At 56.2% G+C, this 19235-nt stretch carries 20 protein-coding genes; 11 read left to right on the forward strand and 9 right to left on the reverse strand.

Translation table 11 applies throughout. The features are described 5' to 3' along the window. Positions 1-37: 37 nt before the first annotated feature. From fumC to KCG46_RS03270, 3 genes are all read left to right on the forward strand, one after another. Positions 38-1471, forward strand: coding sequence for a class II fumarate hydratase (fumC, locus tag KCG46_RS03260; RefSeq protein WP_218403895.1), 1434 nt, complete (start codon positions 38-40; stop codon positions 1469-1471). A gap of 97 nt (positions 1472-1568) precedes the next feature. Further along, positions 1569-2819, forward strand: a complete 1251-nt coding sequence (locus tag KCG46_RS03265) for a sensor histidine kinase (protein ID WP_218403896.1) — start codon at positions 1569-1571, stop codon at positions 2817-2819. Beyond that, complete coding sequence (locus KCG46_RS03270; RefSeq protein WP_218403897.1) at positions 2812-3567, forward strand: LytR/AlgR family response regulator transcription factor; 756 nt, start codon at positions 2812-2814, stop codon at positions 3565-3567. The genes KCG46_RS03265 and KCG46_RS03270 overlap by 8 nt, the downstream gene beginning before the upstream one ends. Positions 3568-3704: 137 nt before the next feature. Here KCG46_RS03270 and KCG46_RS03275 read toward each other — a convergent pair whose 3' ends face one another. Continuing rightward, positions 3705-4013, reverse strand: a complete 309-nt coding sequence (locus KCG46_RS03275) for a UrcA family protein (protein WP_218403898.1) — start codon at positions 4011-4013, stop codon at positions 3705-3707. A gap of 226 nt (positions 4014-4239) precedes the next feature. Between KCG46_RS03275 and KCG46_RS03280 the strand changes: the two genes are divergently transcribed. From KCG46_RS03280 to KCG46_RS03290, 3 genes are all read left to right on the forward strand, one after another. Beyond that, on the forward strand, positions 4240-4512 hold the full coding sequence (locus KCG46_RS03280) for a hypothetical protein (RefSeq protein ID WP_218403899.1): 273 nt from the start codon (positions 4240-4242) through the stop codon (positions 4510-4512). A gap of 51 nt (positions 4513-4563) precedes the next feature. Further along, a complete protein-coding gene (locus tag KCG46_RS03285; protein ID WP_218403900.1) occupies positions 4564-5313 on the forward strand; it encodes a metallophosphoesterase family protein in 750 nt (249 codons plus the stop codon). A gap of 115 nt (positions 5314-5428) precedes the next feature. Further along, on the forward strand, positions 5429-5626 hold the full coding sequence (locus tag KCG46_RS03290) for a hypothetical protein (protein ID WP_255551740.1): 198 nt from the start codon (positions 5429-5431) through the stop codon (positions 5624-5626). Between the two features lie 82 nt (positions 5627-5708). Here KCG46_RS03290 and rpsI read toward each other — a convergent pair whose 3' ends face one another. From rpsI to KCG46_RS03315, 5 genes are all read right to left on the reverse strand, one after another. Continuing rightward, positions 5709-6227, reverse strand: a complete 519-nt coding sequence (rpsI, locus tag KCG46_RS03295) for a 30S ribosomal protein S9 (protein ID WP_218403901.1) — start codon at positions 6225-6227, stop codon at positions 5709-5711. Continuing rightward, on the reverse strand, positions 6227-6706 hold the full coding sequence (gene rplM / locus KCG46_RS03300; RefSeq protein ID WP_218403902.1) for a 50S ribosomal protein L13: 480 nt from the start codon (positions 6704-6706) through the stop codon (positions 6227-6229). Before rplM ends, rpsI begins: the two co-directional genes overlap by 1 nt. Positions 6707-6913: 207 nt before the next feature. Beyond that, positions 6914-7519 carry a hypothetical protein gene (locus KCG46_RS03305; RefSeq protein ID WP_218403903.1) on the reverse strand — a complete coding sequence of 202 codons (606 nt, stop codon included), beginning with the start codon at positions 7517-7519 and terminating at the stop codon, positions 6914-6916. A 158-nt stretch (positions 7520-7677) separates the two neighbouring features. After that, positions 7678-8013 carry a divalent-cation tolerance protein CutA gene (cutA, locus tag KCG46_RS03310; RefSeq protein ID WP_218403904.1) on the reverse strand — a complete coding sequence of 112 codons (336 nt, stop codon included), beginning with the start codon at positions 8011-8013 and terminating at the stop codon, positions 7678-7680. After that, positions 8010-9083, reverse strand: a complete 1074-nt coding sequence (locus KCG46_RS03315) for a COX15/CtaA family protein (RefSeq protein WP_218403905.1) — start codon at positions 9081-9083, stop codon at positions 8010-8012. Before KCG46_RS03315 ends, cutA begins: the two co-directional genes overlap by 4 nt. Before the next feature lie 152 nt (positions 9084-9235). Here KCG46_RS03315 and KCG46_RS03320 point away from each other — a divergent pair, with 152 nt between their 5' ends. The 3 genes from KCG46_RS03320 to KCG46_RS03330 all read left to right on the forward strand — a co-directional run bounded on the left by KCG46_RS03320 (position 9236) and on the right by KCG46_RS03330 (position 11274). Further along, positions 9236-9616, forward strand: a complete 381-nt coding sequence (locus tag KCG46_RS03320) for a MerC domain-containing protein (RefSeq protein ID WP_218403906.1) — start codon at positions 9236-9238, stop codon at positions 9614-9616. 60 nt (positions 9617-9676) lie between these two features. Beyond that, positions 9677-10672, forward strand: a complete 996-nt coding sequence (thiS, locus tag KCG46_RS03325; RefSeq protein ID WP_218403907.1) for a sulfur carrier protein ThiS — start codon at positions 9677-9679, stop codon at positions 10670-10672. Between the two features lie 71 nt (positions 10673-10743). Further along, entirely contained in the window at positions 10744-11274 is a 531-nt protein-coding gene (locus KCG46_RS03330; RefSeq protein WP_369410154.1) for a hypothetical protein, read from the forward strand. Between the two features lie 12 nt (positions 11275-11286). Here KCG46_RS03330 and KCG46_RS03335 read toward each other — a convergent pair whose 3' ends face one another. From KCG46_RS03335 to KCG46_RS03345, 3 genes are all read right to left on the reverse strand, one after another. Next, complete coding sequence (locus KCG46_RS03335; RefSeq protein ID WP_218405275.1) at positions 11287-13083, reverse strand: AMP-dependent synthetase/ligase; 1797 nt, start codon at positions 13081-13083, stop codon at positions 11287-11289. Between the two features lie 159 nt (positions 13084-13242). Next, positions 13243-14961, reverse strand: a complete 1719-nt coding sequence (gene ggt / locus KCG46_RS03340) for a gamma-glutamyltransferase (protein WP_218403908.1) — start codon at positions 14959-14961, stop codon at positions 13243-13245. Between the two features lie 10 nt (positions 14962-14971). Next, positions 14972-16024, reverse strand: a complete 1053-nt coding sequence (locus KCG46_RS03345; RefSeq protein ID WP_218403909.1) for a quinone-dependent dihydroorotate dehydrogenase — start codon at positions 16022-16024, stop codon at positions 14972-14974. Between the two features lie 363 nt (positions 16025-16387). Between KCG46_RS03345 and KCG46_RS03350 the strand changes: the two genes are divergently transcribed. Together KCG46_RS03350 and KCG46_RS03355 are read left to right on the forward strand one after the other, a co-directional pair. Further along, complete coding sequence (locus KCG46_RS03350; RefSeq protein ID WP_218403910.1) at positions 16388-18208, forward strand: DUF885 domain-containing protein; 1821 nt, start codon at positions 16388-16390, stop codon at positions 18206-18208. A gap of 5 nt (positions 18209-18213) precedes the next feature. Then, positions 18214-19107 (forward strand): helix-turn-helix transcriptional regulator, encoded by an 894-nt coding sequence (locus tag KCG46_RS03355; protein WP_218403911.1) that lies wholly within the window; start codon positions 18214-18216, stop codon positions 19105-19107. The last annotated feature ends 128 nt before the right edge of the window (positions 19108-19235 follow it).

Below are 19235 nucleotides of genomic sequence, written 5' to 3' on the forward strand. Positions count from 1 at the left end.
GGGGGGCACGCAATCGACCGAAACAGGGAACACTTCGATGAGTGACATTCATAACAACGGCAAAATCTTTGGTGCGATAGGCAAAGTCCGGATCGAAACCGACTCGCTTGGTGAAGTGGCGGTCCCGGTTGACGCCCATTGGGGCGCACAGACACAGCGCAGCCTCGCCAATTTTGCGATCGGGACCGAGACGATGCCCGCCCCGCTGGTCAAGGCGCTCGGCATTCAGAAGCAGTCGGCAGCGCGCGCCAATATGAGACTGGGCGAACTGAATGCCAAAGTGGGCGAGGCGATCATCAAAGCCGCTACCGAGGTTATCGACGGCACACTGGCGAGCCAGTTCCCGCTTTCTGTTTGGCAGACCGGTTCGGGCACACAATCAAACATGAATGCCAACGAAGTAATCGCAAGCCGCGCGAACGAAATTCTGACAGGGAACCTCGGCGGGAAAGAGCCGGTTCACCCCAATGACCACTGCAATATGGGTCAGAGCTCGAACGACACATTTCCCACAGCGATGCACATTGCCGCGGCGAGTGAGACTGTTGAGCAGCTTATCCCGGCGCTTGGCCATCTGCACGGTGCTTTAGATGCGAAAGCAAAGGCGTTTGCCGATATCGTCAAGATTGGCAGAACCCATTTACAGGACGCGACGCCGCTTACTTTGGGTCAGGAATTCTCCGGATATGCCAAGCAAGTCGAATACGGAGTTGCCCGGCTTGAAAACGCGTTGCCGCGCGTGCTCGAACTGGCGCAGGGTGGCACTGCCGTTGGCACCGGGATCAATTCGACTGTCGGTTTTGCCGAAGAATTTGCCGCACAAGTTGCTGATACGACTGGTCACGCCTTCACAACAGCGCCCAACAAGTTTGAAGCTCTCGCCGCGCATGACGCGTTGGTAGAGCTTTCGGGCGCGCTCAATTCGGTTGCGGTCAGCTGCCTCAAAATCGCCAACGATATCCGTTTGCTTGGCTCCGGACCGCGCAGCGGTTTGGGCGAAATAGCGCTTCCCGCAAACGAGCCTGGATCGTCAATCATGCCGGGCAAGGTCAACCCTACTCAATGCGAAGCGCTGACCATGGTCTGCGCGCAAGTGATGGGCAACAATACAACCGTCAGTGTCGCAGGATCGCACGGCCATTTAGAACTGAACGTTTTCAAGCCGGTGATGATAAACGCTGTTCTGCAATCAATCCGCCTGCTGACCGATGCGACCCGTAGCTTCACCGATAATTGTGTTGAAGGCATCACGGCCAACACCGACCGCATCGATAAGCTGATGAACGAAAGCCTGATGCTCGTAACTGCGCTCAACCCGCATATCGGGTACGACAATGCTGCGAAGATCGCCAAGAAGGCCCACGCTGATGGCACGACCTTGAAAGAGGCTGCTTTGGAGCTTGACCTGCTGACCGAAGAGCAATTCGCCGCGTGGGTTATTCCTTCGGAAATGATCAAACCACGCGGCTAAGTCGTTCATCGGTTTCGACCAAAGTCTAACGCTGTCCGACTATCCGCCTCTGCGTTAGTGGCGCTTTAGGCGCACTGTCGCTATCTCGCTTAGAGATATGGATAGAGCCAATTCCTTAAGCGCATCCGCGCGCAAATCGAATGTCAGCGTGCCGTTCCGCACGGTAATGTTTTCTATCGTCGGATTGTGGCTGGTCTACTTTCTGCTGATTTCGGCGCGTGGGTCCATGCTTGGCCTCGAGATCCAGCCGGATCTGCTTTGGCGGCGCGCTATTGTCTGCGCATTCGCGGTCTTTATTACGATCGTGTTGTGGTGCATCCTGCGGCTGTTTGAGCAGCGCAAGCGCTGGATCCTGTTTGCAGTGGCATTGGTGGCCGCGTTGCCCGGTGCGTTTGCAATCGCACAGGTTAATCAGGTCCTTTTCACTTCGCTCAATGAGCGACTGGAACAGAAATACGCTGAAGAGCGCGGATTTACTCTGCGCCGCGATGAATCGGGTAACCTGCTCGCTGAAATCGACGCGCCGCAGGAATGGCAGCTGAGAAACTCCGACGACTTTGGCCCAGATAACCCGCCGGTCATCACATTCGTTCTGCAGGACGCCAAAGATTCAGGGCAGAAATGGTATCCACTGATCGATGCGGCGCTCAGCCGGTATTACATCCTGCTGACATGGTCAGCGCTCTTCATTGCGTTCTTGTCGATTGCGCAAGCGCGGGAGGCAGAGCGGCGCGAACAGAAATTTAGATCGGCAGCGAAAGCAGCCGAAATCCGCTCACTGCGTTATCAGGTGAACCCGCATTTCCTATTCAACACTCTGAATTCTCTATCAGCATTGGTAATGACCGGAAAAGCGGATCGCGCGGAACGCATGATCCAGACGATTAGCCGGTTTTATCGTCATAGTCTTGCGGATGAACCAACCAGCGATGTGGCGCTGATTGATGAATTCGACCTGCAAAAGCTGTATCTCGATATCGAAGCGGTGCGTTTCCCGGATCGGCTGACTTGCGAATTTGATCTGCCGGACGACCTGAAAGACGCACGCGTGCCAGGCATGATACTGCAACCCCTGGTTGAAAACTCGGTCAAATATGCTGTGTCTTCGGTAACCCGAAATATCACCATCCGTGTCAGCGCCCGTGAAGAATTCGACCGCCTCGTTATTTCAGTGAGCGATGATGGGCCTGGATTGCCCGAAGGAGCACCGCATGGCTTCGGTATCGGACTGGCGAATGTGCGCGACCGCCTTGAAGCGCGATTCGGTTCTGACATAGGATTTACCTCGGCCCCGATCCCCGGTGGCTATAGCACGGAGATACGGGTTCCGTTGACACGCCATGGCTGAACATTCTGACAAAGACACCGCTTTGCGGACCCTGATCGTTGACGATGAACCGCTGGCTGTTGAGCGAATTCAAGTCATTTGTGCCGAATTGCCAGCGATAAATGTGGTTGGCACTGCGAGCGACGGTGCGGCGGCATTGCGCCTGACGGAAAAGCTGGAGCCGGACCTGATCTTGCTCGATATGACTATGCCTGAGCTTGATGGACTGGGCGTGGCCCGAAAGCTTGGCGAATCCGATGATCCGCCCGCGGTTATCTTTGTTACCGCGCACGATCATTTCGCAGTTGAGGCGTTCGATCTTGAGGCTATCGATTATGTATTGAAGCCGGTTTCGGCTGACCGATTAGAGCGTGCTATTGAGCGCGCTGTGGCCCGGAAAGGCGAACGCAAGGAATCAGGCAGCCGTTGGCTTGACGAGCTTTGGGTGCCGCATCGCTCTGAATTGCTGCGCATCGCGGTAAGCGAAGTTCACCAAATCGATGCCGAGCGCGATTATGTGCGCTTACACGTCGGAACGGCGGAAACGCCGCGATCTTATCTCTTGCTGCAGACTATCGCAGGCCTTGAAGCGCGCCTCGATCCGGACGAATTCATCCGAATTCACCGTTCGACAATCCTGCGCCGCGACAATATCCGCGGCTTGCGCCATGATGGCCTTGGCGTCTGGTCTGCAGAATTGCAAAGTGGAGAGGCTTTGAGGATCGGGCGGACTTATCTGTCCAAAGTCAAAGCAATGGCAGGCCGCTAGACACTTCCTTGTGCGGGCTTCCCGGCAGCAAAAAAGCAGCGGCCCGAACCCCGGGACTGATTAGGGTTCGAGCCGCTATGTCCTGCACCGTTCACGCAATACGGGGAGCGCGCGGTGCGGGATATTCAAGTACGAGGTTAGCCGCCGAGACGTTCGTCTTCGATCATAGCGGTAACTTGACGCTTGGCGCTCGCACGAGCCTTGGCGACGCAGGCTCGGGCTTGAACGTTCTTCAGCCGTGTACCGGTTCGCGCTTGGTTCGCATTGCATACCGAACGTGCAGCGCGGTCAATGCGCCGGTCGAGCATCTTCTGACCAGCTGGCGTATCGAGATCGAGGCCTTCGGTGCTGATCTTCTCAACCGGTACATCTTTTGACCCGGCCATTGCCGGAGTTGCGGTAACGGCCAAGCCAAGGGCGGCAGCTGCAATTGCAAATGTCTTCATGGGTTTTCTCCTCCAACAGACCGGTTGGCGTTCGAGCGGGGGTTCGAAGCGGGGGACCAGCCGTCCTGTTGAAACAAGGGATACGCCGATCCGATTTGGCAATCATCCTAAGGTCGACCAATACCCGCTTGTCGTTCGATTGGCGGGGTCCATGCTTGACCGATGCAGCAAATCACCCGACCAACGGTTGTATCGGGCCGACAGAGGATTACGTCAGATTGTAACCATGTGGATTGCTGTCATTATCATATTCTTGCTCGGGATCGCGAACTTCGCGCTTCACCGCGCCGTGCTCGATAGCGAGCATCCGATGCTCGACCAAATGCCTGCCTTCATCCATATGTTGGGCGGGCGGCTGACATTGGTGGCTGAATTTCTGGTTTTGCTCATCGCGATGTTGCTTGCTGCAAATGGCTGGCCAGAGCTGGTCTGGGGCTATGTCGCCTACAGCGCTCTCAACGCCGGCGCCGCCTGGCTAATACTAACCGGAAAGGCATAATGCGCGGTTTGGCGATTGCATCGCGCCTCAAACACCGCTTTGGACCCTGACATGACGACCCGCCTTATACATATCAGCGATGTTCACTTCGGCGTCGAAGATCGCGGTGCGTTGGCGATCGTTGAGCGGGCTATTGCAGAGGAGGCACCAGATGCGCTGGTCTGCACCGGCGACCTGACGCAGCGGGCCAAGCATTCCGAATATGAGGCTGCAGCGAAGTGGTTCGGTTCAAAGAGCCTGCCTGTGGTGCTTGATCCCGGCAATCACGACATGCCTTATTACAACCTTTGGGAGCGCTTTACCGATCCATACCGGCGATACCGCGCGCTGAAGAGTAAGGTGGGGGGCGTGCTACAATCGTCTGACGTGGTACTTGTTCCTCTGAAAACAACAGTGCGGGCACAGGCGCGCTTCCCATGGTCTGACGGTGTAGTCACGCCTGCTGCGCTGGAGCAAACATTGCGGCGTCTCGCTTCACTTGAGGGCGATGCCCGTACAAAGATCGTGACGGCTCATCATCCCTTGTTGGGTCCGGCTGGAGCAAGGTCCAACCCCACAATCGGCGGTGACCGCGCATTTGCTGCACTGGCGGAAGCGGGCGCCCACGCTGTTATATCCGGCCATGTGCATGTGCCTTTTGATGAGATGCGTAGCGTTAACGGACAAACGATGCGCATGATCGGAGCGGGCACATTATCAACCCGTTTGCGCCACGGCGCCCCTCCTTCATTCAGGTATATTACCTGTGGTCCAGAAGGTCAGATCGAAGCCGAACTGTGCGAAGTCCCGCTCGCCAGTTAGAATCAGACCGGTAAACATATGCGGTTTTGTTTTAACCTTTCTTGTCGCCTCTGCGTTAAGTCTCTGTTGATCATAATCAGACCCAGGAAAGTTCAATCTGCTGGAGGCAGAGCCGATGGATATGTTGAAAGCGTTTTTTCTAGGGGCAGTTCTGAGCGGCGCAATTGCGGGCGTTGTCGGTTCGCAAGGCTCAAGCGCCGGCCCGCTTGATGTACACTCGATGACGCTGGGTGATTTCAGAGTCTTCTGGTCCTGGCCGGTGTTCCTCGCGGGGAGCGGTCTTGCATGGGCCCTCATGCTGCTACAAAAATAGATTGATCCGCACGCGCATCAAAAAGGGCGGCATTCCCGAAGGAAGCCGCCCTTTTTGATTTGTGTCTGTGTTTTGAGGCGGATTAACGCTTCGAGAACTGGAAGCTACGACGGGCTTTCGCACGGCCGTATTTCTTACGCTCAACAACACGGCTGTCGCGGGTAAGGAAGCCAGCAGACTTCACTGTCGCACGCAGCGCTGGCTCAAACTTAGCAAGTGCTTGGCTGATGCCGTGCTTAACCGCACCGGCTTGGCCAGACAGGCCGCCACCGCGAACGGTTGCAATCACATCATACTGACCTTGACGATCAGTGATTGTGAAAGGCTGGTCGATGATCAAGCGCAGAGTCGGGCGCGCGAAATACACTTCTTGCTCGCGGCCGTTGACGATGACCTTGCCGGTGCCCGGCTTGATCCAGACGCGCGCCTTGGCGTCTTTACGGCGGCCAGTGGCGTAGGCACGGCCTTGAGCGTCCAGCTCTTGCTCGCGCAGCGGCGCAGCAGGGTTCTGTGCGATTTCAGCGGCATCTGCAGCAGGTGCATCACCAGCGATATCTTTGAGATCCGACAGGTCGGAGACTGTGTTTGTTTCGTCAGCCATTATCCGGAGACCTTGTTCTTGCGGTTCATGGAGGCAACGTCGAGCACAATTGGCTTTTGGCCGTCATGTGGGTGCTCTGTGCCGTTATAAAGGTGTAGCGCGCGCATCTGATCACGGCCAAGCGGGCCGCGCGGGATCATGCGCTCAACAGCTTTCGAAAGCACGCGCTCAGGAAAACGACCTTCGAGGATTTTCGCAGGCGTGGTTTCCTTGATACCGCCAGGGTGGCCGGTGTGCTTGTAATAGATTTTCTTCTCAGCTTTGTTGCTGGTGAACTTCACCTTGTCGGCGTTGATCACGATAACGTGGTCACCGCAGTCGACATGCGGAGTGTAGCTTGGCTTGTGCTTGCCGCGCAGGTGATTGGCGATGATCGCTGCGAGGCGACCAACTACGAGGCCGTCGGCATCGATAATGTGCCATTTCTTTTCGACCTCTGCCGGCTTAGCCGACTGGGTCAGTTTGGTGAGCGCCTTCATGGCTGAATGTCCTTACGGCTGAGAGTTTTGAACTCTGCAGGATATGGTGGTGGTGCCGAGAAGTGCAGAACTAGCAACGGCGAATCGCGCTTAGGCCATACCAAAGACACGACAAGTGCCGCGCATTTGTGCGTAGAGGCCGCGCAAGTCAAGCAAAAGTGCGGGTTTCAAGAAAGGTAAAATAATACCTTAGTGATTCTCGGGCCTTCAAATGACGATCAATCGCCATTCTTCGGTCGATCGACGGATATCATTCCCGATGCGAGTTGTGATCTCTCGTTTGGCTTCGGAGAGCCATTGCCCTCCAGACGCAGGTTTGGCCGAATAGGAAATTTCAAACTCGCCTTTCATGCCTTCGGGCAAATCGATTGCGCGAACCAAGTTTTGCGGTTCGCCAACAGGGAAAAACAAATCTGGCGGTAGCGTATCCAATAGCGATGAGCTCGCTTGCTGCATTTGCGAAAGGTAACGCATGTGCTGCGCTTTGATTGAAGGGGATTGATCCTGCCGTAAAACCGATTCTTCCGCGGCCTGCACGGCTGCTGTGAGATCGGCCTTTCGGGTAAAGTCGCCAGTGCCCAAAATTCTTCCATCGGCGGCCAGCAGAATTGGCCACATCTGGTCAGTCGAGCGCTCTTCTTCAATTCTAGCAATGGCCGCCAGATTTTTAGGTGCGTCGACCTTGGCCAGCGTTTGAGTGCCTGAAACTGTAAAACCGCGCCCTTGCTCGAAGAACTGAATTTGCCACTCGCGATGTACGGAAAGCGTGCGTCCATCTCCCAAAGTCCGCATGATCACACGGGACAATCGCATTGGAACTTGGGGAACCGAGACTTGCATTCCAGCAAGAGCTGGAGTTCCCACTACGGATGCGAAGCCCACGGCGGCCAATCCCGCCCCCACGCTTCGACGTGAAATTCCACTCATGGCGCTCATATATTCCTGTGCCATCCTGCAATACGCGGGACCAACTACGTTCGTTTAGACTTGGTTTGCTCAAACAACCAAGCCGCAGTTGATGGATGTGTATTCTCACATGACCAACCGATGATGGCCGGAGTATCATACGGATGGCACTCGCCCAACCTTTGAACCAAGTCTTTACAATTGCTTTGCGTGGTTTTGAATAGAACACCGATTTCATTTTCGATGCTGCGTTCGCCGTTCCACGTAAATATTGCCTCGGATTCGCCGACAATATTTGCGCATGCAATGAGGTTTTCATCAAGCAAAATGCTGGATACTTGACGAGCGCTTTCCCGATCAGGGAATGGACACCAAATCAAAGCGGCCGCGGCATCCCTCAATGAGAGGCCTTGCCGCTCAAGTTGGCAGATTGCCGTGCTGACCTATCGGCGTGCATGGCCCATGCAGTTGCAGCAACCAGTAAAGCTCCGACGAGCTGATGCGCGGCGGCAATCCATAAGGACACACCGCTCAATACTGTTGCAATGCCCAGCACGATCATGATGCCGAACATCGCGTTCAACGCAATCGATGCTCTGCGGTCCGCACGGCGAGTACGGTGCGCTTGCCAGATCAGCGCAGCCACGGCGATCCATGCCCACCATCGATGCAGGAAATGGAGCAGGAACGGGTCGTGCGTTAGAGTCCAGAGAAAGCCCGATTGAAAATCGATTTCCGGGACCACCCTGCCATTCATCAGGGGCCAGTCATAAGCGGCATGGCCTGCGTTAAGCCCCGCGACCCAAGCTCCTAGCAAGAGTTGAATGAACAAAATCAACGCAACCACGATAGACCCGCCCGCCATTCGCACTGGTGGAAGGGCCGGATCGATTAAAAGGCGGCGCATGTCCCGCGCAGTCCAAACCAGGCAGGCTAGGAGCAGCAACGCGGTCAACAGGTGAAGCGACAGCCGAAAGTGACTGACATCTGTCATATCTCCGACAAGACCAGAGCGGACCATAAGCCAGCCAAACAGCCCTTGAAGACCACCAAGGGCAAGCAGGGCAACCAGGCGGCCTTTGTATCCTTTAGGAATCGCGCCTTTCACCCAGAACCAAACGAGGGGTACGGCATAGATCACGCCGACCAATCTCGCGAGCAGGCGGTGGAACCATTCCCAAAAGTAGATGAACTTAAATTCAGCCAGTGTCATTCCGCCAACGCTGGCTTCGAGCCGGTATTCGGGCGTAGCCTGATACTTTGCGAACTCTGATACCCATGCGCTTTCGGAAAGAGGGGGTAAAACCCCCGTGGCGACATCCCATTCCGTAATCGACAAACCGCTTTCGGTAAGACGTGTAATGCCCCCTACCAAAACGATTATAACAACAAAGGCAGCAACGATCTCCAGCCAGCGAGCGATCGCAGCAGGAGCGCCTGATCCGGTGTGAGTGAGACTTGAAGAGGCCATGGTGCGGCGTAAATGTCCGCGACCGGACGATCGTGCAAGCCTAATTGCCGCAAACCAGCATGCGCTGAGTGCAATTAAGCCGGACTATCGCGCGAATTTTGCTCTTGAGACTTGCGAAATGTGATAATGTTACATATCTGCAGCTCCAGAACATGACAGACACATCAACCTCGATTCGCCGCCGGTTCGACCGCGCAGGCATTGTTCTAGCAGGACTGTGTGCGATCCACTGCGTCGCGACGGTTGTTGTTGTTTCGGCTTTGGGGCTGGGCAGCCACTTCCTATTCTCGCCTGAAATTCATCGGTTTGGTCTGGCCCTTGCGTTGATTATCGCAGCGGTTGCCATCGGTTGGGGGGCGTTGAAGCACAGGCGTGCAGCTCCCTTTGTAACCGCCATGATGGGCCTTTCATTTATGGGCGGGGCGCTGGCAATGCCGCATGGTACCGGCGAAGCGGTCCTGACAATAATCGGCGTTTCGCTGGTATCGGTCGGGCACTTGCTTAACTTGCGTCCTTTTACAAAGCGCACCTGATCCACTCCTCGACGAAAACTCGCGGTTGCGCTTGACGCGTGGCGGACTATTTCACGTGGCATGAGCGAAACGAAATCTATCACACTCAATGGCGATGCCCGCCAAAGCGCGGCTGCAACTATCGCTGATCTTGTGCGCGAGCTTGAGTTGGCTCCCGAAAAGGTGGCCGTCGAACGCAATGGCGAAATCGTACCGCGATCGACGCTGGAGAATGCCCCACTCAACGATGGCGATGTTCTTGAGATTGTGCATTTCGTCGGCGGCGGCGATCATAGCAGCACCGCCGACCCGGATACGTGGACGGTTGCAGGGCGCACATTCAAATCGCGCCTGATCGTTGGCACTGGCAAATACAAAGATTTCGAGCAGAACGCGGCCGCTGTCGAATCGAGCGGCGCCGATATAGTGACCGTCGCAGTGCGGCGGGTGAATGTCAGCGATCCAAAAGCCCCCATGCTGACGGACTTCATCGACCCCAAGAAAACAACTTACCTGCCGAATACGGCGGGTTGTTTCACCGCTGATGATGCGATCCGGACTTTGCGGCTGGCGCGTGAAGCGGGTGGCTGGGACTTGGTCAAACTTGAGGTACTCGGCGAAGCGCGCACGCTCTATCCGGATATGCGTGAGACGCTCAAAGCGACCGAAACCCTCGCTAAAGAAGGTTTCCTGCCGATGGTGTACTGCGTCGATGATCCCATCGCGGCAAAGCAATTGGAAGAGGCAGGTGCAGTCGCAGTGATGCCTCTTGGCGCGCCGATTGGGTCAGGATTGGGTATTCAGAATCAAGTGACCATCCGCCTGATCGTCGAAGGCGCAAACGTGCCGGTCCTCGTCGATGCGGGCGTTGGCACCGCCTCTGATGCGGCGGTGGGCATGGAGCTGGGTTGCGACGGAATCCTGATGAACACAGCCATCGCCGAGGCAAAAGACCCGATCCGCATGGCGCACGCGATGAAACTAGCAGTCCAAGCGGGCCGCGAAGCGTATCTGTCAGGCCGAATGGGCCGCCGCAAATATGCCGATCCATCGAGCCCACTCGCCGGATTGATTTAAGAAAAATCGAACGTGGTTACCGTTAATTAACCACGTTGCCTGAGAACGTCTCCCGGACACAGGAGACGATCGTGACGGTTACCAGCACTGCCAGCCTTTCTATTGGTGAAATGCGCGAGTTCGCAGAATTTGACCCCGCGGAGCAGCGTTATATCAAGCGCAGCCTGGATATCGGTATGTCGCGCACCGACGCGTTTAAGCTCTGGGGCACCACGGCAAGTGAAAACGCAGCGATCCGCCAACAATATGTCGCCTATCAGGATCTGAAGGCGCTGCGGGGCCTGATTCCGCAAGAAGGCACCATTGGCGAGGTTGAACGCCTGATCGGCAAGCTGGTGCGAATGAGCGCTTTCGATCTACAACAAGGCCAGCTGAAGAGCTTTTCCGCGTTCCGCTTCCTTTATGAGCGGCTGCTTGGCCCGATGGCGCGCCCGTACCTGCCAGCTGCATTCTGCGCCGCTGCTGCTTTGCCGACAATCAAACCGCAATCGCGTAAGATTCTGCTCCAATCGCTCAGTGAAGCCGCTGCGACGGCTCCTGCATGGTCGGACGCCATACCTAGCTTTTACCCGGAGTTTATCGAAGAAGCCGAGGCCGCTTGAGCGAAGCAAAGCTCAACCGCGATACATCCCGTCGAGCCGGTCTTGATAGCGATCACGAATCTTGTGACGGCGGATTTTCATGCTGGGCGTCATCTCCTCGTTTTCGATCGAGAATGCTTCGTCAGCGAATTCGAATTTCCGCACCTTTTCGACGACCGATAGGTCCACATTCGTCCGGTCAACGGCTTTGCGCACGGCCTGTTTGAAGGCAGGCAGGTCTTGCAGCGCTTTTAAGTCGTACTTCTCGTCATTGGCGCGTGCCCATTCGAGGGCCCATTCGGCGTCGGGCACGATCAGGCCGACAACGTAAGGCCGCTTGTCCCCGCTCACCATCGCCTGCGCGATTTCGGGCTGCAAAGTCAGCATTCCCTCGATTTTTTGCGGGGCGACATTGTCGCCTTTGTCGTTGACGATCATATCCTTCTTGCGATCGGTGATCACGATACGGCCCGCATCGTCCAAATGGCCGATATCGCCCGTGTGCAGCCAGCCATCGACAATCGTACGCGCGGTTTCGGCATCGTTTTGCCAATACCCGTGCATTACAAGCTCGCCGCGGCACAGAATCTCTCCGTCCTCTGCAATCTTGATTTCGACACCGCGCATCGGCGGACCAACCGTGTCCATTTTCAATCCAACCTTTGGCCGGTTGCAACTCATGACAGGGCCGGCTTCTGTCTGGCCGTAACCCTGCAGCATGGTGAGGCCCATCGCTTCGAAGAAATTGCCCACTTCGGGATTGAGCGGCGCGCCGCCCGAAACCATCGCCTTGATACGGCCGCCGAATTTCTGGCGGATCTTGGGACGCAGCGTTTTCTCGACCAGGAAATCGAGCGGCCTGTCACGCTTGCGCTTTTTACCCTCAGTGGAATTTTCGCTGATCTTGAGCGCGCTATCCATCATGAAATTGGCGACTTTGCCCTGCTTTTCGACCTGTTTCATAATCCGTGTGCGCAACACTTCAAAAAGGCGCGGCACCACAACCATGATCGTCGGCCGGGTTTCCTCGATATTGCTGGCGAGCTTTTCGAGGCCTTCGGAATAATAGATTTCCGCACCTACCGAAATCGGCAGATATTGGCCGCCAGTATGCTCGTAAGCGTGGCTGAGCGGGAGGAAGGAGAGGAAGCGTTCGTTTTCGATTCCGAAATCGGTGATCAGGATCTCGGCCGCGCCGGCGATATTGCACAGGATTGAGCCGTGATGCTGTTTAACGCCGCGCGGCGCGCCGCCGGTCCCGCTGGTGTAGATCAAACAGGCGGTGTCTTCGCGCGTAATTTTCGCTACCCGTTTGTCTACCTTTGTGCGCGCAGCTTTCGCATCGCCCGCGATGAGATCGGCCCAGCTGTGGTAATCAAAGCTTCCTGATTGTTTGCGGTGCAGGTCCTCGATCCCGATGACATGATCGATAATACCTGTGCGCCCGATTGCGCCGACAACCGGACCAAGCAGCTTTTCAGTCGATACAATGACCGCCCGCGCGCCAGAATTGTCGAGAATGTGCGCGTGGTCGCGTTCGGTATTCGTGATGTAGGTCGGCACAGAAACGCAGCCTGCCGCCATGATCGCAATATCACCGATGCACCATTCCGGACGGTTTTCTGAAACCAACGCGACACGGTCACCCTCGTTTAATCCGAGGCCCCTCAGGCTTTCAGCGAGCAGGCATACATGATCTGCGGCTTCGGCCCAGCTTTGCGTAATCCATTGACCATCCTGTTTGCGCCCTAGGAAGGGTTTATCGCCCTTTTCATCCGCACGTTCCAGGAAAAGTTCGACCAGATTGTTCGCTCCGTCGATATCCTGCAGCCATTGTGCGTCGTTCGGATCAATCACCGGACGCTCGCCGATATGTGTCTCTGGTGCGTTCACCAATTACTCTCCTATGCCCACTCTCAGGGGCGAATTCTCTCTTAGGTGACGAATTAGGGGTTCAAAGCGTTAGCGGCAAGCATGCGGACAACAGCGTTATTCGTAGCCAAGCAAATCTGCGACCCTCGGATCTCCTGCGGCATCCCATCCATCGGCAGTCCGGCGTAGTGCATTCGCCTTGCCGCGCGGCGACAAAATTCGCAGTGAACCGTGGCCCAACGCTTCGAATTCCGAAGTCATGCCCGCGACCACACCGCCTTCTTCGGTGATTACAGTAGAACCAAAACCCATGACGAGCGGAAGGGCCAAGGCTTCCTCAGCAGTCATCCCGAAATCAACGACGCCAATGATGGACCGCGCCACTTGGACTGGAATGGTTGGTCCGCCAGCGGCGCCAATTACCAGCACAACTTCGCCGTTTTCGTCGAACACGATGGTCGGTGCCATCGAGGAACGCGGGCGTTTGCCGCCTTCCACGCGGTTCGCGACCGGCTTGCCATCCACTTCGGGTGAAGAGCTGAAATCGGTCAATTCGTTGTTGAGGTAGAAGCCGCCAAAATGAAGGCCAGATCCGAACGCCCCCTCGATGGTTGATGTGTAGCTCACGGCGTTTCCATCGGAATCAACCACGGAAAAATGTGTTGTGCCGTTCTCCGGTGGCTCATCACCGTCTGCGCGCGCCAAAGGGGCACCGCGCGGCTTTCCCGGTTCAACCTTGTCCAATGCCTTGGCCGGATCAATCAGCGCGCCTCTGCTGGTGATGTATGCTGGCTCAAGCAGGCCATCGACCGGCACCTCAACGAAGTCGCTATCACCGATGTAGAGCTCACGGTCTGCATAAGCGAGGCGCTGGGATTCGAGGAAGACATGCCAAAATGTGGCGCTCTCAGGCCCCATTGACGCAACGTCAAAACGCTCCAACTGGCCAAGCATCTGACCAACCGCGATACCGCCAGATGAAGGTGGACCCATTCCGCAAATTTTGTATGTGCGATAATTCGCGCAAGCTGCATCACGCTGTTTGGCGCGGTATCCGACGATATCAGAGGCATTCATTTTGCCGTCTTGCGGTGTTTGCGCGGCGACATATGCCGCCAATTCGCTTGCTGTGTCTTCGTAAAACGCATTCGGGCCGTTCAGCGCGACTTGCTCAAGCGTATCGGCAAGGCCGGGTACTGTAATACGGCTGCCAACGGCCAGCGGCTCGCCGTCATCTCCGAAGAAAATAGCCCGCGCCGCCGCAGTTTTGTCAGCGCGCCCCTTGCTACCTGAAAGCGAGCCATGCAGCCGCTTGTTCATCAGGAAACCGTCACGAGCCAGTTCGATTGCCGGTTCAAACAATTCTGCCCATTCAAGCTTTCCATATTTGCTATGCGCCTCTGCAGCGAGAGCCAGATTGCCTGGTACGCCCACGCTGAGGCCGGAAAGTGTGCGCGATGAACGGGGAAGCCGGTTGCCATTCTCATCCAGAAAACGCCGTCCGGTTGCCGCAGCCGGTGCAGTTTCACGTCCGTCAAAACTGACCACGCCATCGCTGCCTGCATGGATCATAAAGCCGCCGCCGCCGATGCCTGAACTTTGAGGTTCCACAACGGTAAGCGCGAGCATGACGGCAATAGCCGCATCAGCGGCTGATCCGCCTTTGGCCAGAATTGCCTCACCCGCAGCGGAGGCACGCGGATCGGCTGCGCTCACGGCGCCCTCCGGTGCCTTTTCAGTAAGAGCAAGCGCAGAGGCTTGCACTGGTGTTTCATAGGGCGAACAAGCTGTCAGGCTTGCCGCTAAGGCGATGGCAGCAATGGTCTGTTTAAACATGCGTCCCTCGCTATTCGGTTCCGACTGCCTCTGCAATGCTGGTGAAGCCGTCCCGCTTCATCAACCGTTCGAGGCCGGATGCGATACGAGCGCCCAGACTTGGCCCTTCAAAGACCATAGCTGAATAGAGCTGGACCAGACTGGCACCGGCGCGGATCCGCGCCCAAGCGTCTTCTGCGCTGGCGATGCCGCCAACTCCGACAAGCGGCACCGCCCCACAGGTCGCTTCCCGAAAGTCGCGAACGCGTTGCAGAGCGAGGGCCCGCAGCGGCGCTCCCGAAAGTCCACCGGTCTCACCGGCAAGATGCGACCGCAGGGCGGGGCGGGAGATTGTCGTGTTGGACACGATCAATGCGCCCAACTTTCGATCAAGTGCGATACGCGCAATCGCGTCGATATCGTCAGGCTCTAGGTCAGGCGCGACCTTCAAGAATATGGGTGGGGGAGTGTTGGTGCTTACTTCGTCGCGCGCTGCAATCACTGCATCGATTAACGAGGAAAGAGCTCCCTCGTCTTGCAATGCGCGAAGCCCGGGAGTGTTAGGGCTGGATACGTTGACCGCTAGATAGCTTGCATAGGGTGCCATGGTCCGCGCCATAGCTGCGTAGTCGGCAATGCGATCCTCTGAATCCTTGTTTGCTCCGATATTGATACCCACGATGCCGGGACGGCCCGACCGCGCCTTTAATCGTTCCAATGCGATTTCAGCGCCAGCATTGTTAAAGCCCATCCGATTGATGACGGCATTGTCTTCGACAAGACGGAATAGACGCGGCTTCGGATTGCCTGCTTGCGGACGCGGGGTGATCGAGCCGACTTCGGTGAAGCCAAAACCGAGGCCCAGAAGCGGGTCGGGAACTTCCGCATCTTTATCGAAACCAGCCGCCACGCCAATCGGATTTGGGAACTCAAGCCCGGCAACCTGCGTCGCTAGATTGCTCCTCTTTGCTCCACTGCCCCGCGCACCACGCGATGGCATTGCCTTAAGACCGGCGATAGCCAGGCGGTGGGCGGTTTCTGAGTCGAGCGCGAAGATCGCGGGTTTTATTAGGCGGAAAAGCATCGCTTGCGCCTATCGCAATATTGGCGTGCCTGTCGACAGTCTGCAACGCATACTTACCGATCGGGCAAATCGCCAGCTTGTCGTTTGCATACAATTACTGAGCATCTGTTTGTCCTAGACCCCGCCTCGCGACCCGAAGGGCTCGGAGCAGCAATGCGAAGAGTTCCTCAACTCAAATGGGCGGTTCCCTTCGTCGGAGCCGCCCTTTTTTTGTCCAAACGGCGAGCGTCACAGAGTGTGAGACTTGCCCGGGCTCCCCTCTTTTTGCAGGATCACGTATACACGGATTCCGTCAGAGAGCTTGACTTGCAGGCAAGCATTGACGAGCGGTACGTCGAATTGTGTCGCAAAAAAGGGGTCATCATGCGCCATCTCCCATTTATAGCCGCTTCGACAATCGCATTGGCGGTTTCTGCCTGTACTCCGGCTTCCAAGGCGCCTCTTGAAAGCGCCTCTACGCCGGTAACCGGTGGTCTGGCAGAACAATCAACGGTCAGTATTTCCGAATTTTTCGCTTCTTATGATGCGAAGCAGCTCGAAATGTCGCCGGCAACCAAGGCTTATCGCGGCATTCGGGATGAGGATTACGGAAAGTGGGATGACCCCACGGATGAGGCTGCGGCTGCCGAATTCAAAGTGATGCAAGACGCGCTGGCGACAATGCGGGCCGATTATGACCTTTCGTCTCTGTCTGAAGAAGAAGCGTTGTCATACCGGCTGTTCGAGATGATGGTCCAACGCAGCGCGTCGCTCTATCCATTCCGCGATTACAATTTCCTGTTCGATCATCGCCGCGGCGCGCACACCAATATTCCCGCGTTCTTGATAAATATTCATAGGGTAAGCGAGCCGTCTCATGCGGAGGCCTATGTTGAGCGGATTCGGGGCATTGGCCCCCAACTGGGGAGCTTGACTGCTGAAGTGCGTGAACGCGCCGATGCCGGTATTATGCCGCCCGACTGGGTCTACCCCTATGTTATCGCGGATCTTGAAGCGTTGATTGCGGCTGGAAACGGCAATGCCGTGCTGGAAGACTTTGCCCAAAAACTCGGCGCGCTGGGCCTCAACACTGAAGCGCACGCAATGCTTATGGACAGAGCTTTGAACGCATGGAGTGAAGATGCTCTTCCCGCTTACAAGCGCTTACTGACAGAAATGAAGCGCCAGCAAGCGATTGCACCGACCGATGATGGCATCTGGCGCCTCCCCGAGGGTGAGGCTTATTATGCCGCGCGGCTCAAGAGTTACACCACCACCGATCTGACAGCGGATGAAATCCACAATATCGGACTGCGTGAGGTCGAACGGATCCATGGCGAGATGCGCGAGATCATGAAGCAGGTTGAGTTTGAAGGGTCGCTTCAGGACTTCTTTGAATTCACACGGACGGGCGATCAGTTTTTCTACTCCACCCGCGAGGCATATCTGGCCGATGCTCAGGCGAAGCTGGATGTAATGGAAGTGAAGTTGCCGGAGTATTTCGGGGCTCTGCCAAAAGCTCCGATGATCATCAAACCGGTTGAGGCGTTCCGTGAAAAGAGCGCCGGCAAGGCGTTCTATCAAAGTCCGGCTGCAGACGGCTCTCGCCCGGGCACCTATTACGTGAACCTGTATAATCTGCGCGATATGTCTAAAAACGAGCTGGAGGCACTCGCCTATCATGAGGGCTTTCCGGGCCACCATTTGCAGCGCGCGCTTCAAACCGAGCTCGGCGATGTTCCTCCCTTCCGCCGGTTTGGAGGTGTGACTGCTTACACCGAGGGCTGGGGCCTCTACACAGAGGAACTGGGTAAGGATATGGGCTTCTATCAGGATCCCTATTCCGATTTCGGGCGTCTGGGCATGGAGCTCTGGAGGGCTTGCCGTCTCGTCGTTGACACTGGACTCCATTCCAAGCGCTGGACGCGCGAAGAGGCAATCCAATATCTCCAAGACAACACACCCAACCCGCAAGGCGACATTGTAAAAGCGATCGAGCGCTACATCACCACGCCGGGTCAAGCGACCGCCTATATGATCGGCAAGCTCAAGATCATGGAACTGCGCAGCATGGCGCAAACCGAACTTGGCGATGATTTTGACTGGCGCGGCTTTCACGATGCCGTCTTGCTAAGCGGTCCGGTCCCGCTCGACATTCTTGAAGAGAACGTTGTGAAGTGGGTCGAAAGTGAAAAGGCAGGGTAACCGCGATGCCGCACATCCAGCTACGCCAGCTTGACCTTACCGAATCGATTCCATTCGGTTTCGAATTGATTGCTGCGCCTGCGGAATGTGCAGACTTGATCAATACATTCTTCGTTGTGACGAGCGATACAGCGAGCCTCGCCGAAATGATGCCCGCCTACTCGGCGCAGATGATGGTTTACATCGAAGGCAGCTCTGACCTGCGTCCAGATGCCGGTGAGGTGTTCTGTTCTCAGCCGGTGACCTGCACAGCGCCTTTGCTCGCGGCCACGCCTTTTACGCTAAAAGGGCCTGTGAAAATCATCGGAGCCTCGCTTACGCCGCTTGGTTGGCATTGCTTGTCGGGTCTTGCCGCCGACGAGGTCAACAATTGCATGGTTCCGTCCGAGACCATTCTTGACGCTGAAGAGATCGCTGAGATGCAGGGCTTGGCGCAAGAATGCCGTCGCGGTTCCGTTCCGAATGAACGGATCTGTGATGCTATGGCCGATGCTATCGGACGCCGCAGAGGTCAGATTAACGCAGAGCATGCCCGCTTTGTCAAAGCGGTCACAAAATGGCTATCCAGCACCCTTAACCCGCCTCTAGAGGCGCTGTATTCCGAAGTGGGCATTTCCGTGCGATCAGCGCAGCGATTGTGCAAACGCTATTTCGGGGTTTCCCCCTCTCGTTTGGTCAAACGATACCGCGCTATTCGGGCTGCAATGTTTTTGGCCAACCCAAATCTGTCGGAATCCATGCGAAGTGATATACTCGGCATCTATTTTGATCAGGCGCACCTTATTCGGGATATTCGGCGATATACCGGTAGAACACCCACTGCGCTTAAGAAAACATCGTTGATGCAGGACACTCTTGATCCGGATGCGCATGGTCAAGGCGCTAAAATCTTACGCTGATAACGCGACTTTTTGTGGCACTTAATGTTGGGCCGCTGGACATTATTTCCATGATAATGCTTTTCCATGTCGCTAGAATACAATGACTATGCCAACTGCCGACCTATCAAATATCCCGAGCCGCGACA

Origin of the sequence: Erythrobacter crassostreae (assembly GCF_019204045.1) — a bacterium.
GTDB classification, from domain to species: Bacteria; Pseudomonadota; Alphaproteobacteria; order Sphingomonadales; family Sphingomonadaceae; genus Erythrobacter; species Erythrobacter crassostreae.